Below are 13,107 nucleotides of genomic sequence, written 5' to 3'. Positions count from 1 at the left end.
CAGCGAGCGACCACTCTACTGCACCCGCGGCGTCCCACTCAAACCGAGCGGTTCCGCGAACGCCCCGCCGGACGCCGGCCGGCGTCCGTGTGCGTCCGGACGCCGATCCGCCGCGCCACCAGCCAGGCGGCCAGCGCGTACACGCCGAACATCGCGATGTCGCCCACGGCCTGGGCCCACCCGATCTGCTGCAGCGCCTTGAGCTCGGCGATGCCGGTCGAGAGCCCGGCGTACAGGAACGCGCACACGTTGTTCACGATGTGCGCGCCGATGCCGGCCTCCAGTCCGCCGGTCTTCACGACGAGCCAGCCGGCGAGGACGCCGAAGGCGAAGCGGTCCGCGAACAGCCACGGATTCTGGACGCCGTGGAAGAACGCGAAGATCGCCGCCGACGTCACGATGCCGAACCAGTGGTTGGGCACGAGCGCTCCCAGCGCCTGCATGAGGTAGCCGCGGAAGAACAGCTCCTCCGCCGCCGCCTGGATCGGCGACGTCAGCAGGCACGCGATCATGAACCACAGCAGGTCGCGCTGCGGCGTCACGGTGAGCCCTCCGCCGCTGGCGAGGTGCTGCACGAGCAGGACGCCGTTCAGCGTCACCGCCGCGACCCCCACCATGATGCCCAGCAAGCCCCACCGCATCCCCGGACGCACCGACAGCAGGTACGCCGGACGGACGCGGTGCACGAACAGCACGAGCGCCAGCGAGATCGGGATGAGCGTCGAGATGCCGAGTTGCACCGCGCTCATCCCGAAGGGCACCTCGTAGCCGACGAGGCGCCGGTACGTGTCCGCGAACGCGCCCGGCGCCCCGGACGCCTGCCAGTACCCCAGCGCGAGCAGTTGCGTGACGATCGGGGCGAACGTCAGGTAGGTGACGATGCCCAGGCCGACCCCCAGCAGCGACTGCAGCGGCGTCGCGTTCCGCGTCGCCAGGACGCGGGCGTAGTCGACATCGGCCGGGACGTCCTCGGTCGCCCAGGCCTGCTCGAGGCGTCCCACCGGTCAGGCGTCCTGGGCGACGACGGGGTTCGACAGGCGTCCGATCTGCTCGATGTCGACGTGGACGACGTCGCCGGGCTCGATCCGGCCGACGCCCGCCGGCGTCCCGGTGAGGATCACGTCGCCGGGCAGCAGCGTCGTGAACGCCGACACGAACGAGACCATCTCGGCGATCGAGCGCACCATGAGCGCCGTGGACGCCCGCTGCCGCTCCAGCACCTCGCCGCCCCGCTCGATCGTGACCGCGACCTCGAGGTCGCCGGCCTCCTCGAGGCTGAGGTGCGTGGCGATCCAGGGGCCGAGCGGGCAGAACGTGTCGAAGCCCTTCGCGCGGCCCCACTGGCCGTCGGACTTCTGCAGGTCGCGCGCGCTCACGTCGTTCGCGCAGGTGTAGCCGAAGATCACCTCGTGGGCCCGCTCGACCGGCACCTCCTTGCAGATGCGCCCGATCACGACGGCGAGTTCGCCCTCGTGGTCGACGGCCGAGCTGAGCCGCGGGTACACGATCGGCTCGCCGGGGCCGACGACCGACGTGTTCGGCTTGAGGAACACCATCGGCACGTCGGGGACGTCGTTGCCCAGCTCATCGGCGTGGGCGACGTAGTTGCGCGCCACCGCGACGATCTTGCTGCGCGGAATGACCGGCGCGACCAGCCGGACGTCGTCGAGGGCCAACCGCTCCCCCGTGAAGTTCACCGCCCCGGCCAGCGGGTCGCCGTTCAGGACGCTGATCGTCTCGGGGTGATCCCCGTTGTCCTGAGCCAATTCGACGACGCCATAGGCCGGGTTGTCACCGGACACGAACCGAGCAATACGCATGGGCCCACCCTAGCGGCGGCTTCGTTGAGCGGGGAGCCACGTAGGGTTGACGCGACACCGCCCGTCCGCGGCCGGACCGGCCCGCCTCCGGGCCCGGCGGGGCCGCCGCCACCGAAGGAGCCTCCGTGCCCGACGTGCTCGCCTACGCGACCGACAACAAGCGCTGCAAGTTCCACCCCACGACCATCACCCGCCGCGAGCCCGGCCCGACCGAGGTCTACTTCGACATCAAGTACGCGGGCATCTGCCACTCCGACATCCACACCGCGCGCGAGGAGTGGGGGCCGACCCGGTTCCCGCTCGTGCCGGGCCACGAGATCGCCGGCATCGTCACCAAGGTGGGGTCGGAGGTCACGAAGTTCGCGGTCGGCGATAAGGTGGGCGTCGGCTGCTTCGTCGATTCCTGCGGCGCCTGCGAGCAGTGCCGCGCCGGGCAGGAGCAGTTCTGCACAAGCACGACCGAGCCGCCCGTCTTCACGTACGCGTCCATCGGCCGCGACGGCAAGCCGACCGAGGGCGGCTACTCCCAGGGCATCACCGTCGAGCAGGACTACGTGCTCCGCATCCCCGACTCCATCCCCTTCGAGAAGGCGGCGCCGCTGCTGTGCGCCGGCATCACGACGTACGCGCCGCTGAAGCGCTGGGGCGCGGGCCCCGGCACGAAGGTCGCCATCATCGGGATGGGCGGGCTCGGGCACATGGGCGTCCAGATCGCCGCGGCGATGGGCGCCGAGGTGACCGTCCTCTCGCAGACGATGAGCAAGGAAGCCGACGGGCGTACGTTCGGAGCGTCCCACTACTACGCGATGAGCAACAAGCGCACCGCGATGGTGCTCCGCGGCGAGTTCGACCTCATGCTGTGCACGATCGCGGCCGATTCCGACCTGGGGGCGTTCATCGGCATGCTGAAGCCCGGCGGCGTCCTGGCCGACGTCGGCCTGCCCGACAAGCCCAGCAAGCTGCACCTGGGGGCGCTCGCCGACGGCAACAAGGTGCTGGCCGGGTCGATGATCGGCGGCATCGCCGAGACGCAGGAGATGCTCGACTTCTGCGCCGAGCACGGCCTCGCGCCGCAGGTGGAGATCATCGCCGGCAGCGACATCACGAAGGCGTACGACAAGGTGGTGAAGAGCCAGGTCCGGTACCGGTTCGTCATCGACACCTCGACGTTCTGACCCCGGTGAAGGCAACCGGACTCCGCGGGCGTCCGGTTTGCCATACTGCCGCCATGGCTTCGTACGATGTGGTCGACCTGATCCGCAGCAAGCGCGACGGCGGCGTCCTCGCCGACGAGGAGATCCGCTGGCTGATCGACGCCTACACGCGCGGCGATGTCGGCGACGAGCAGATGTCGGCGCTCGCGATGGCGATCTTCTTCCGGGGGCTGGACGCCCGCGAGCTGCCCACCTGGACGCGGGCGATGATCGACACCGGGGAGCGCCTCGACTTCTCCGGGCTGTCGCGGCCGACGGCCGACAAGCACTCCACGGGAGGGGTCGGCGACAAGATCACGCTGCCGCTGGCTCCCCTCGTCGCGGCGTGCGGGGTGGCGGTGCCGCAGCTGTCCGGACGCGGGCTCGGCCACACGGGCGGCACGCTCGACAAGCTGGAGGCGATCCCGGGGTGGCGGGCGATGCTGTCGAACGAGGAGATGCTCGCCCAGCTCGAGGACGTCGGGGCGGTGATCTGCGGCGCCGGGTCAGGGCTGGCTCCCGCCGACAAGAAGCTGTACGCCCTGCGGGACGTCACGGGCACGGTCGAGGCGATCCCGCTGATCGCGTCGTCCATCATGAGCAAGAAGATCGCCGAGGGCACGGGCGCGCTCGTGCTCGACGTCAAGACGGGCGCGGGCGCGTTCATGAAGACCCTGGACGCCTCCCGCGAGCTCGCCCGGACGATGGTCGGCCTCGGGGCGGCGGCGGGCGTCACGACCGTCGCGCTCGTGACCGACATGAGCGCCCCGCTCGGCCGGTCGGCCGGCAACGCGGTGGAGGTCGCCGAGTCGGTGGAGGTGCTCGCCGGCGGCGGGCCCGCGGACGTCGTGGAGCTCACGCTCGCGCTGGCGTCCGAGATGCTGGCGGCCGCCGCAGTGGACGCCGACCCGGCCGCGGCGCTGGCGTCCGGGCGGGCGATGGACGTCTGGCGGCGCATGATCGCCGCCCAGGGCGGCGACCCGGACGCCCCGCTGCCCGGCGCGCGGCACACGGAGACCGTCCGGGCGGAGGCGGACGGCTGGATCGCGAGCATGGACGCCATGGCCGTCGGCCTGGCCGCGTGGCGGCTGGGCGCGGGCCGGGCCCGTAAGGAGGACCCCGTGCAGGCGGCCGCCGGGGTGACGTGGGCGGCGTCCGTGGGCGAGCGGGTGCGCGCCGGCGACGTGCTGTTCACGCTCCACACCGACACACCCGAGCGCATCGAGCGCGCGCGGGCAGCGCTGGAGGGAGCGGTGACGATCTCGCCGGAGCCTGCGTCCCGGGGGCCGGTGGTGCTGGAGCGGATCGACTGAGGGCAGCCCGCTCGCGCTTCGCACATCCTCGGTCCTGCGTCGGTGCGGGGGGGCGTACGCCCCCGGGCGTGTGACGTTCTCCACACCAGGGGGTGCGGAACGTCAGGTAGAAACGCCCTCAGGGCTTCGGCGGGCGGGACTTCGTCCGATGGCGCTCGAGTTGCCAGGTGTCGAAGCCGGTCGGGTAGCGGACCTTGATCGTGCCGAGCGACCCGCGTCCGCGGATGACGAGTTGCGGGTACCCCTGCGCGGCCTTGGCCTCCACCTGGTTCTTGACGCCGCCCATGCCCTTCTCGAGGCGGGACGTATCCGCTCCCCAGCCGGACGGGAGGATCAGCACCGTGTCCCCCGCTCCCCCGACGATCACGACGTCGATGAGGAGCGACAGCGGGCGGGCGTCCGTGAAGTTGAGCTTCACGTCGGCCGCGACCGCGTTCAGCTCGAGGAACGGCGGCACCTCCCAGGCGCCGAGCCGGCGCTCGTTGTCCCACTTCGCGGTGATGACGAGCGGATCCTCCCACGAGTGGCCCGGGCCGGCCTGGGCGCGGGCGAGCCGCGCCCGCTCCTGGCGGCCGGTCAGCAACTCGTCGATGTCGTCGGCGCCCAGCAGATCGGCCAGGAGGCTCCGCAGCTCGCCGCGCGTCCGCGAGCCGAGGGCCTGGCCGAGCCGGGCGTCCAGCTCATCGAGGGTGAGGCGTCCCTCGGCCGCCGCGTCCTGAAGGACCGACGCCGCGCGCTCGCGCTCGGCGTCCCCCACGCGGATGTCGGGGCTGTCGGGGGTGCTCATGGCGGTGCTCCTGGGCGTCGCGAAAGGGCGGTGAGGTGCCGCTCAGGCTACCCCACCGCCCGGATCGTCCGGACGCCCGGGCGGGCCGTCTGCCGGAGCCGTCAGCGCTCGATCAGACCCCAGCGGTAGGCGTCCATCAGCGCCTCCCAGGACGCCTCGATGACGTTCGTGCCGACGCCGACGGTCGTCCAGGTGCGGGCGCCGTCCGTCATGTCGAGCAGCGCCCGGACGATCGCGTCGGTGCCGTGGCCCTGATCGAGGATGCGGACGCGGTAGTCCACGAGCTCGAACGATTCCACCGGCGGGTACGGCACGGTCAGCGCCGAGCGCAGCGCCTGGTCGAGCGCGTTGAGCGGCCCCTGGCCCTCGCCCGCGAGCGCCTGCGTGCGGCCCTTCGCGGAGACCTTGACGATCGCCTCGGAGTCCTCGCCGGCCTCGTTCACCTCGTCGCCGGTCCACACGCGCCAGCGCTGCACCTCGAACGGGTCCTCCATCAGGCCGAGCTGCTCGCGCAGGAGCAGCTCGAACGAGGCGTCCGCGGACTCGTAGCTGTAGCCCTCCATCTCGCGCTGCTTCACCGTGTCGGTCACGCGCGCGGCCAGCTCGCGGTCGGCGATGTCGTAGCCGAGCTCGCTGCCCTTCAGCTGGATGTTGGCCCGGCCGGCCATGTCGGAGACGAGCATGCGCATGTCGTTGCCGACGAGCCGGGGGTCGGTGTGCTGGTAGAGGTTCGCGTCCACCTTGATCGCGGACGCGTGCAGCCCGGCCTTGTGCGCGAACGCCGACTGGCCGACGTACGGCTGCCGGCTGTTCACCTGGACGTGCGTGATGCCCGCCACCGCGTGCGAGACGGTCGTCGCCTTCTCCAGGCCGCCGGTCGGCAGGAGGCTCCAGCCGTACTTGAGCTGCAGGTTCGCCACCGTCGTGATGAGGTCGGCGTTGCCGGTGCGCTCGCCGTGGCCGTTGATCGTGCCCTGCACGTGCATGACGCCCGCGTCGACGGCGGCGAGGGTGTTCGCGACCGCGCAGCCGGTGTCGTTGTGACAGTGGATGCCCAGGTCGACGCCGACCTGCCCGGCCGCGCTGACGACCTCGGTCATCCAGCTCGGCAGCATCCCGCCGTTCGTGTCGCACAGGATGACGACCTCGGCGCCGGCGTCGGCGGCCGTCCGGACGACCTCCAGCGCGTAGTCGGAGTTCGCCCGGAACCCGTCGAAGAAGTGCTCGCAGTCGACGAAGACGCGGCGCCCCTCGCTCGTGAGGAACTTCACCGTGTCGCTCACCATCGCGAGATTCTCCTCCAGCGTGGTGTTCAGCGCGCGGAAGACGTGCTCGTCGTGGCTCTTCGCGACCAGCGTGATGACGGGGGTCTGGGCGTCCAGTAGGGCTCGCGTCAGCGGGTCGGAGGACGCCTTCCCGCCGGCCTTACGCGTCGCGCCGAACGCGACGAGGGTCGAGTTCTTCAGCTCCAGCTCGCCGGCGGCGGCCTTCGCGAAGAACGCGGTGTCGTTGGGGTTGGCCCCCGGCCAGCCACCCTCGATGAAGGTGACGCCGAAGTCGTCCAGGGCGCGGGCGATGCGCAGCTTGTCCTGAACCGTGAGGCGAAGACCCTCCTGCTGCGCGCCGTCGCGCAGGGTGGTGTCGTAGACGTGGAAGACGTCGGGCGGGGCGGTCAGGGTGCGCAGGGGCGCGGCGGCGGTCAGGGTGTTCATTCGGCTCACCTTCGGGTCGAAGTATGGGTCAGCATCCGGAGGGGGTTCCGGCACGCGATGGGAGGGCGCGGCTAAGCCGCTCCGGGCCGCTGGGCAGCATAGTCGCGATTAACCGGAGCGGCCGGGGTCTCACCGGGCCGGATCCGGGTCGGTGCGTGGTGGCGCGCCGTCAGTTCCGGTGGGTCGGCCGCGTGCCGGCGCGCCGTCGGTTCCGGTGGACCCGCAGAGGTGCGGCCCTCCATCCACCCTGCAACCCGGCGACATCCTCCCCTATTTAGCGACTAGCGTCCCCATCATGTGGACGCCTCACGCCTCGACCCCCGCGCGGGTCGTCACGTCGGCCGCGGCCCTCGCCACCGCCCTCCTGGCCGGCCCGTTCGCCACGATCGCGCTCGCCGCGCCCTCGGCGGCATCCGTGCCCGCTCCCCGCGCGGCGGCGTCCGCGCCCTCCGCCGTCCGGGCCGCCGCGGCGACCCCGCCGAAGGACACCCGCACCGGACGCCGCCTGGACCAGCCCTACACCGTCGGCGGGATCATCGTCGTGAGCAAGGCCCACCGGGTCTCGAGCCGGTACCGCCCGGCGTGGGCGCGGCGTCCCTACGGCCTGCGTCCGGACGTCTACGCCGCCGCGACCCGCCTCCTGCGCGCGGCACGCCAGAAGAAGCTCACCCTGACCATCCGCTCGGGGTACCGCAGCTATGCCACGCAGGCGGCGTCCTATCGGCGAGCCGTCGCCCGCTACCCCCCCCCGCGCGCCTACGCGGACACCTACTACGCGCCCGCCGGAGCCAGCGAGCACCAGACCGGCCTGGCCTTCGACGTCTGGGACGGCCGGCACCGCGGGGACGCCTTCGCGCGGCTGCCGCAGTCGGCGTGGATCGCCCGCAACGCCCACACGTTCGGCTTCATCGTCCGGTACCCGAAGGGGACGCAGAAGATCACCGGCATCGGCTGGGAACCCTGGCACCTGCGTTACGTCGGCACCGCCGTCGCGGCGCGATTCGGCCCGAACTCGAAGATGACGCTCGAGCAGTACCTGGGCCTCGCCTGACCGCGAGGCGATACGGGCCAGGGCATCCGTCGACGGCCTTGGTCTTCCGTGCTAGAAACCAGGTATGGCTGAAACTCTCTTCAAAGGCACCCAGGTGCACACCGTCGGCGACCTGCCGTCCGTCGGTGCCGCGGCCCCCGACTTCACCCTCACCGGCGCCGATCTCTCCGACGTCTCCCTCGGCGACTACGCCGGACGCCGCGTCGTGCTGAACATCTTCCCCAGCGTCGACACGGGCGTGTGCGCGATGAGCGTGCGGCGCTTCAACGAGCTCGCCGCGGGGCTCGACAACACGACCGTCGTCTGCGCGTCGGCCGACCTCCCGTTCGCGCTCGCCCGCTTCTGCGGCGCCGAGGGCATCGAGAACGTCGTCACGGCGTCCACGTTCCGGTCGTCCTTCGCCGACGACTACGGCACCCGCCTCCTCGACGGCCCGCTGGCCGGCCTGAACGCCCGCTCGGTGGTCGTCATCGACCCCGAGGGCAAGGTCGTCTACACCGAGCTCGTCCCCGAGACCACGCAGGAGCCCGACTACGACGCCGCGGTCGCGGCGCTCAACTGAGCCGCGCCGAACCGACGCGACCGGAGGCGTCCTGAGCGGGCGTCCACAGAAACCGGCGGGGCCTCGCCCCGCCGGTTTCGCATGCTGGGAAAGCGGCCCAATATCGGCGGCAAACGGGCAAAACGCGCGGGGCGCGCCAGCGGCGTCCCACCGGGGGCGAGTAGCGTTTGGGCAGGATGGTCGTGTAGTAGCACGCGAGCGACGAGGAGGGCCCATGCCGGATGATCTGGCGGACCGGATCAGTGACGGCGTGGTCGCCGTCCTGGAGTTGGTGCCAGGCGAGAAGCGGTTCGTGGACCTCTCCCGGCACGTGCTCAAGGGTGGGGCCGAGCGGTTCCGCCCGGTCGTGCTGACGGACGAGCCGGTGCGCTACCTCGTGCCGGTGGGCGTCCCGGGCAAGAAGCTCGACTTCGGCACGCTGCTGGTCCAGCGCAGCCGCGTGGCGCTCGTGTGGCGCAGCGACCCCGACCGTCCGTATCACGCGGTCGTGTGCGATCTGAACCGGCGCACGACGGTGTCGCAGACCGCCGTCGTCGTGCGCGGCGAGACGTGGGGGCGGTTCGACATGCGCGACGAGTCGGCGTCCATGACGTTCTTGGTGCCGCCGGTCGCGACGCCCGGGCTCCCGCGCGCGTTGCACGAGGCCCTGATCGAGGAGCCGGACGCCCGCGTGGCCCGCTTCGCCACCGCGCCGCTGGCCGCGGCGATCACCGACGAGGAGCCCCCCGCGGACGCCTCCCCCGAGACCCCGCTCATCCCGGCCGAGCAGAAGCGGGCCGAGGACGCCGCCCCCGCGCCCGACGCGCCGACGCAGGTGATCGCGTCGTCCGATGTGCGCGAGCAGGGGCGCGCGCAGGAGCAGAGGGACGCCGACGAGGAGTGGGCCCAGGGTGCCCCGGCGCCCCAGGGCGAGACGCGTCCCGACGCGCCCACGCAGGTGTTCGCCGGCGCGACAGGCGCAGAGCCCGAGTCGTCCGCCGAGCGCACCAGCGTCCTCGAGCCGCAGGACGCGGGCGAGACGCGCGTGGCGCCCGCTGCCGAGCGTCCGGGCGCCGGCGAGCGGCCCCCCGCGCCCCCGAGCGCGCGCGTGAGCACGGCCGAGGCGGCGCCGGCGTACCGCGAGGTCGAGCAGCGTCAGCGTCCGGCGAGGCCGTCGGTGTTCGGCCCGAACGCGGTCCGCGGGTTCTTCATCGGTCTGCTGGCCACGCTCGCCGTCGGCGCGATTTTCCTGATCCTGAGGCTGCTGGGCGGCTGAGGGGCGTTTCTACCTGACGTTCTCCACACTCTAGTGTGGAGAACGTGACACGCCTTTCGGGGCCGTGACCGGTTTCGGCGCGGCGTCCCTGCTTCTCTGGGCCGTGTCGAACCGCGGCCGGGCACGAGGCCCCAGACGACCAACGAACCGACGACCGGACGTGTGCGGCCGACGCCGGCGGCGTCCCTCGGGGTGAGCGATCCCGGGAGGACGAGGAGGGTGAGCCGGCGAGCCCGACTCTTACGCACGACCAGAACGAGGGTGACACAGCATCTGGACGCCGATCCTCCGGAACTCCCCGGCGGACCGGCCGAACCCGGACGCCCGCCGCCGACGCCCCGGACGCCCGCCATCGGCTGGCGTGTAACCCGCGCGCTGCTCCACCCGGAACCCCCCACCGAAACTCCTTCGAGAAGTCGAATCCGTGTGACGTTCTCCACACCAGAGTGTGGAGAACGTACGGTAGAAGCGCACACGGGGCGCGACTAGCCCCCCACCGTCCGCGGGAAGCAGCTGTCCCCGTTGGGGAGCCCGAGCCCGGCGCAGGCCTGCTTGACCTCCGCGTAGTTCTTCAGATTCGGGACGCCGATCGCGTAGAACCCCTTCTTCAGGCCGGGGATCTGGTCGGCGTCGATCGCCACCGGGGTGTACCCGCCCTTCGCGCGCTCGGCGGCGTACGCCACCGCCTGCTCGCCGGTGTAGCTCTGCTTGTACAGCGACTTGATCACCGCGATGTACGAGCCGGACGGCAGCGACGTCACGACGCCCGCCACCGGACCCGTCGGGGACGCGCTCGGGCTGGCGCTCGCACTGTCCGTCGGCGACGGGGACGCCGTGTCGCTCGGCGTCTCGGTGGGCGTCGGCGTCGGCGTCTCGGAGGGCGTGGACGTCTCCGTCATCGACGGCGCGGGCGAACTCGTCGTCGGTGCCGGCTCCGTCACGCTCGGGGACGGCGAGGGCGTCGCCAGCGTGCCTCGCGGCACGATCGTCAAGAACCCGACGACGACCACCAGGACGCCGACCAGGACTCCCGCGATCACACCCACCCAGGTGTTGCCGCCTTGTTGGTTGTTCGTCGCGTTCGCCATGCTGCCCCTCGTGTCGTGCTGTGCGGTCAGGCGACGCGGTGCATCCAGCCGAAGGTGTCCTCCGCGCGGCCGTACTGAATATCAAGAATGGCATTACGAATGGACAGCGTCGTGTCGTGCGCGCCGTCGGGGAGCCGAAACTCTCCGGAACGGGACTTGAATCCGCTGATCGGGCTGATCACCGCAGCCGTGCCGCAGCAGAACGCCTCGACGAACTCGCCCGACTCGATACCGTCGCGCAGCTCCTGCGGGCCAAGACGGCCCGCCTCGGGCTGCAGCCCGAGCTTCTCCCCCATCGCGAGGATCGAGTCGCGCGTGACCCCCTCCAGGATCGTGCCGGTCAGCGCCGGGGTGCGCAGCCCTCCGTCCTTCGTGATGACGAAGACGTTCATGCCGCCCAGTTCCTCGACCCGGTCGTTCCCCTGGTCGATGAACAGCACCTGCGGACACCCGTGCTCGTACCCCTCGCGCTGCGCGATGAGGCTGGACGCGTAGTTGCCGCCGCACTTGGCCGCACCCGTGCCGCCCACGCCGGCGCGCGAGTATTCATCGGTGACCCAGATATCGATCGGCTTCACCCCGCCCGCGAAGTACGGGCCCACCGGGGACGCGATCACCGCGTACTGCACGCGGTGCGCCGCCCGGACGCCGAGGAAGCTCTCCGCCGCGAACATGAACGGCCGCAGGTAGAGGCTCTCCTCCTTCTCGCCCGACGGCACCCACCGGACGTCCGCCTTCACCAGCTCGCGCACCGACGTCAGGAAGTCCTCCTCGGGCAGCACCGGCAGGCACAGCCGCTCGGCCGACTGGGCGAAGCGGCGCGCGTTGCGCTCGGGGCGGAACAGCCACACCGAACCGTCCGCATGCCGGTAGGCCTTCAACCCCTCGAAGATCTCCTGCGCGTAGTGCAGCACCGCGTCGCCGGGCTCGATCTGGAACGGCCCGTACGGGCCGACCTCGTCCTCGCCCCAGCCCGCTTCCTGCGTCCACACGGCCAGCGCCATGTGGTCGGTGAAGAACCGCCCGAACCCGGGGTCGGCCATGATCTCGGCGATCTCGGCGTCGCTGTGCGGGTGCTCGGTGGGATGAAGTGGGAACGACAGGGCCATGAACGCCACGATACTCAGCGGCGCTGCGCCGCGTCCTGGGTCTCGGGTCGCGGCGGACGCCCCGCGCGCCGCTGCGGCGTCCCACGGACGCCCGGACCGCAGGACAAGACGAGCCGTCTCGATAGGGTGGACGCCGTGGCCAACGAGAATGCGCAGAAGAAGCAGACCATCGCCGTGATCGGGGGCGACGGCATCGGTCCCGAGGTCGTCGCCGAGGGGCTCAAGGTGCTGGACGCCGCCGTCGGCGCGGACACGTTCGAGTACGTCCGCTACGACCTGGGCGCCGAGCGCTGGCAGCGGACCGGCGAGGTCCTGCCCGACTCCGTGCTCGGTGAGCTGGACGCCGCCGACGCGATCGTCCTGGGGGCGGTCGGCGCGGCGCCGGGGTCGAAGGCGATCCCGAGCGGCCTGCTGGAGCGCGGACTGCTCCTGAAGCTGCGGTTCGCGTTCGATCACTACGTCAACCTGCGGCCGTCCAAGCTGTACCCGGGCGTGGCGACGCCCCTGTCGGACGCCGTCACCGGTCGCGGGCCGATCGACTTCGTCGTCGTCCGCGAGGGCACGGAGGGCCTCTACTGCGGCAACGGCGGCTCCGTGCGCACCGGGACGCCCCACGAGATCGCGAACGAGGTCTCGGTGAACACCGCGTTCGGGGTGGAGCGGGTCGTCCGGGACGCCTTCGAGCGGGCCACCCGCCGCCGGAACAAGCTGACGCTCGTCCACAAGCACAACGTGCTCGTCAACGCGGGCGGGCTCTGGAACCGCATCGTGACCGAGGTCGGCCGCGAGTACCCGGGCGTGGAGACCGACTACCTCCACATCGACGCCGCGACGATCGCGATGGTCGCCGACCCGCAGCGCTTCGACGTCCTCGTCACCGACAACCTCTTCGGCGACATCATCACCGACCTCGCCGGCGCGATCACCGGCGGGATCGGGCTGTCGGCGTCCGCGAACCTGAACCCGAGCGGCACCCACCCGTCGATGTTCGAGCCCGTGCACGGCTCGGCGCCCGACATCGCCGGGCAGGGCATTGCCGACCCGACCGCCACGATCTCCTCGATGGCGCTGCTGCTCGACCACCTCGGACGCCCCGAGGACGCCGCCCGCATCGACGCGGCCGTCGACGCGGACATCGCCTCCCGGACGTCCCGCCGCTCGACCAGCGAGGTCGGCGACGCGATCGCGGCGTCCCTCGCCTGATCCGCCGAGGGATC

Annotated in this window: 12 protein-coding genes; 6 read left to right on the top strand and 6 right to left on the bottom strand. The window is 71.8% G+C overall.

The window, feature by feature from the left end; genetic code table 11:
* Nucleotides 1-38: 38 nt before the first annotated feature.
* Together WMJ97_RS01880 and WMJ97_RS01875 are read right to left on the bottom strand one after the other, a co-directional pair.
* A complete protein-coding gene (locus WMJ97_RS01880; protein ID WP_347347263.1) occupies nucleotides 39-1,001 on the bottom strand; it encodes a CPBP family intramembrane glutamic endopeptidase in 963 nt (320 codons plus the stop codon).
* A 3-nt stretch (nucleotides 1,002-1,004) separates the two neighbouring features.
* Nucleotides 1,005-1,820, bottom strand: coding sequence for a fumarylacetoacetate hydrolase family protein (locus tag WMJ97_RS01875; protein WP_347347262.1), 816 nt, complete (start codon nucleotides 1,818-1,820; stop codon nucleotides 1,005-1,007).
* A 125-nt stretch (nucleotides 1,821-1,945) separates the two neighbouring features.
* Here WMJ97_RS01875 and WMJ97_RS01870 point away from each other — a divergent pair, with 125 nt between their 5' ends.
* Together WMJ97_RS01870 and WMJ97_RS01865 are read left to right on the top strand one after the other, a co-directional pair.
* Nucleotides 1,946-2,995 carry an NAD(P)-dependent alcohol dehydrogenase gene (locus WMJ97_RS01870; RefSeq protein WP_347347261.1) on the top strand — a complete coding sequence of 350 codons (1,050 nt, stop codon included), beginning with the start codon at nucleotides 1,946-1,948 and terminating at the stop codon, nucleotides 2,993-2,995.
* A 53-nt stretch (nucleotides 2,996-3,048) separates the two neighbouring features.
* Entirely contained in the window at nucleotides 3,049-4,326 is a 1,278-nt protein-coding gene (locus WMJ97_RS01865) for a thymidine phosphorylase (RefSeq protein WP_347347260.1), read from the top strand.
* Between the two features lie 118 nt (nucleotides 4,327-4,444).
* Here the strand turns inward: WMJ97_RS01865 and WMJ97_RS01860 are convergent, their stop codons facing one another.
* Together WMJ97_RS01860 and cimA are read right to left on the bottom strand one after the other, a co-directional pair.
* Nucleotides 4,445-5,113, bottom strand: a complete 669-nt coding sequence (locus WMJ97_RS01860; RefSeq protein ID WP_347347259.1) for a DUF1707 domain-containing protein — start codon at nucleotides 5,111-5,113, stop codon at nucleotides 4,445-4,447.
* Nucleotides 5,114-5,214: 101 nt separating this feature from the next.
* The gene (gene cimA / locus WMJ97_RS01855; RefSeq protein WP_347347258.1) at nucleotides 5,215-6,825 is read right to left on the bottom strand and encodes a citramalate synthase; all 1,611 of its coding nucleotides are present in this window, start codon (nucleotides 6,823-6,825) and stop codon (nucleotides 5,215-5,217) included.
* A gap of 295 nt (nucleotides 6,826-7,120) precedes the next feature.
* Between cimA and WMJ97_RS01850 the strand changes: the two genes are divergently transcribed.
* The 3 genes from WMJ97_RS01850 to WMJ97_RS01840 all read left to right on the top strand — a co-directional run bounded on the left by WMJ97_RS01850 (nucleotide 7,121) and on the right by WMJ97_RS01840 (nucleotide 9,693).
* Nucleotides 7,121-7,876: a M15 family metallopeptidase gene (locus tag WMJ97_RS01850; protein WP_347347257.1), complete on the top strand. Its 756-nt coding sequence runs from the start codon at nucleotides 7,121-7,123 to the stop codon at nucleotides 7,874-7,876.
* Nucleotides 7,877-7,940: 64 nt separating this feature from the next.
* Entirely contained in the window at nucleotides 7,941-8,438 is a 498-nt protein-coding gene (gene tpx, locus WMJ97_RS01845; protein ID WP_347347256.1) for a thiol peroxidase, read from the top strand.
* Nucleotides 8,439-8,652: 214 nt separating this feature from the next.
* Nucleotides 8,653-9,693 (top strand): hypothetical protein, encoded by a 1,041-nt coding sequence (locus WMJ97_RS01840; RefSeq protein WP_347347255.1) that lies wholly within the window; start codon nucleotides 8,653-8,655, stop codon nucleotides 9,691-9,693.
* A 485-nt stretch (nucleotides 9,694-10,178) separates the two neighbouring features.
* On the opposite strand, the gene WMJ97_RS01835 is transcribed toward WMJ97_RS01840, so the two are convergent.
* Nucleotides 10,179-10,781, bottom strand: coding sequence for a hypothetical protein (locus WMJ97_RS01835; protein WP_347347254.1), 603 nt, complete (start codon nucleotides 10,779-10,781; stop codon nucleotides 10,179-10,181).
* Between the two features lie 26 nt (nucleotides 10,782-10,807).
* Nucleotides 10,808-11,890 (bottom strand): branched-chain amino acid aminotransferase, encoded by a 1,083-nt coding sequence (locus WMJ97_RS01830; protein WP_347347253.1) that lies wholly within the window; start codon nucleotides 11,888-11,890, stop codon nucleotides 10,808-10,810.
* Nucleotides 11,891-12,025: 135 nt separating this feature from the next.
* Here WMJ97_RS01830 and WMJ97_RS01825 point away from each other — a divergent pair, with 135 nt between their 5' ends.
* On the top strand, nucleotides 12,026-13,093 hold the full coding sequence (locus tag WMJ97_RS01825) for a 3-isopropylmalate dehydrogenase (RefSeq protein WP_347347252.1): 1,068 nt from the start codon (nucleotides 12,026-12,028) through the stop codon (nucleotides 13,091-13,093).
* Nucleotides 13,094-13,107 lie beyond the last annotated feature (14 nt).

This window comes from Nigerium sp. (assembly GCF_039811905.1).
Lineage (GTDB): Bacteria > Actinomycetota > Actinomycetes > Propionibacteriales > Propionibacteriaceae > Propioniciclava.
Note: the sequence above shows the minus strand (reverse complement) of the source record. Positions and strands in the feature narration are given on the sequence as shown.

What these genes read in the sequence shown, in the direction of transcription:
- WMJ97_RS01875 (WP_347347262.1), bottom strand. Translation starts at nt 1,820, where the DNA reads ATGCGTATTGCTCGGTTCGTGTCCGGTGACAACCCGGCCTATGGCGTC.
- WMJ97_RS01865 (WP_347347260.1), top strand. Translation starts at nt 3,049, where the DNA reads ATGGCTTCGTACGATGTGGTCGACCTGATCCGCAGCAAGCGCGACGGC.
- WMJ97_RS01860 (WP_347347259.1), bottom strand. Translation starts at nt 5,113, where the DNA reads ATGAGCACCCCCGACAGCCCCGACATCCGCGTGGGGGACGCCGAGCGC.
- cimA (WP_347347258.1), bottom strand. Translation starts at nt 6,825, where the DNA reads ATGAACACCCTGACCGCCGCCGCGCCCCTGCGCACCCTGACCGCCCCG.
- WMJ97_RS01850 (WP_347347257.1), top strand. Translation starts at nt 7,121, where the DNA reads ATGTGGACGCCTCACGCCTCGACCCCCGCGCGGGTCGTCACGTCGGCC.
- tpx (WP_347347256.1), top strand. Translation starts at nt 7,941, where the DNA reads ATGGCTGAAACTCTCTTCAAAGGCACCCAGGTGCACACCGTCGGCGAC.
- WMJ97_RS01840 (WP_347347255.1), top strand. Translation starts at nt 8,653, where the DNA reads ATGCCGGATGATCTGGCGGACCGGATCAGTGACGGCGTGGTCGCCGTC.
- WMJ97_RS01835 (WP_347347254.1), bottom strand. Translation starts at nt 10,781, where the DNA reads ATGGCGAACGCGACGAACAACCAACAAGGCGGCAACACCTGGGTGGGT.
- WMJ97_RS01830 (WP_347347253.1), bottom strand. Translation starts at nt 11,890, where the DNA reads ATGGCCCTGTCGTTCCCACTTCATCCCACCGAGCACCCGCACAGCGAC.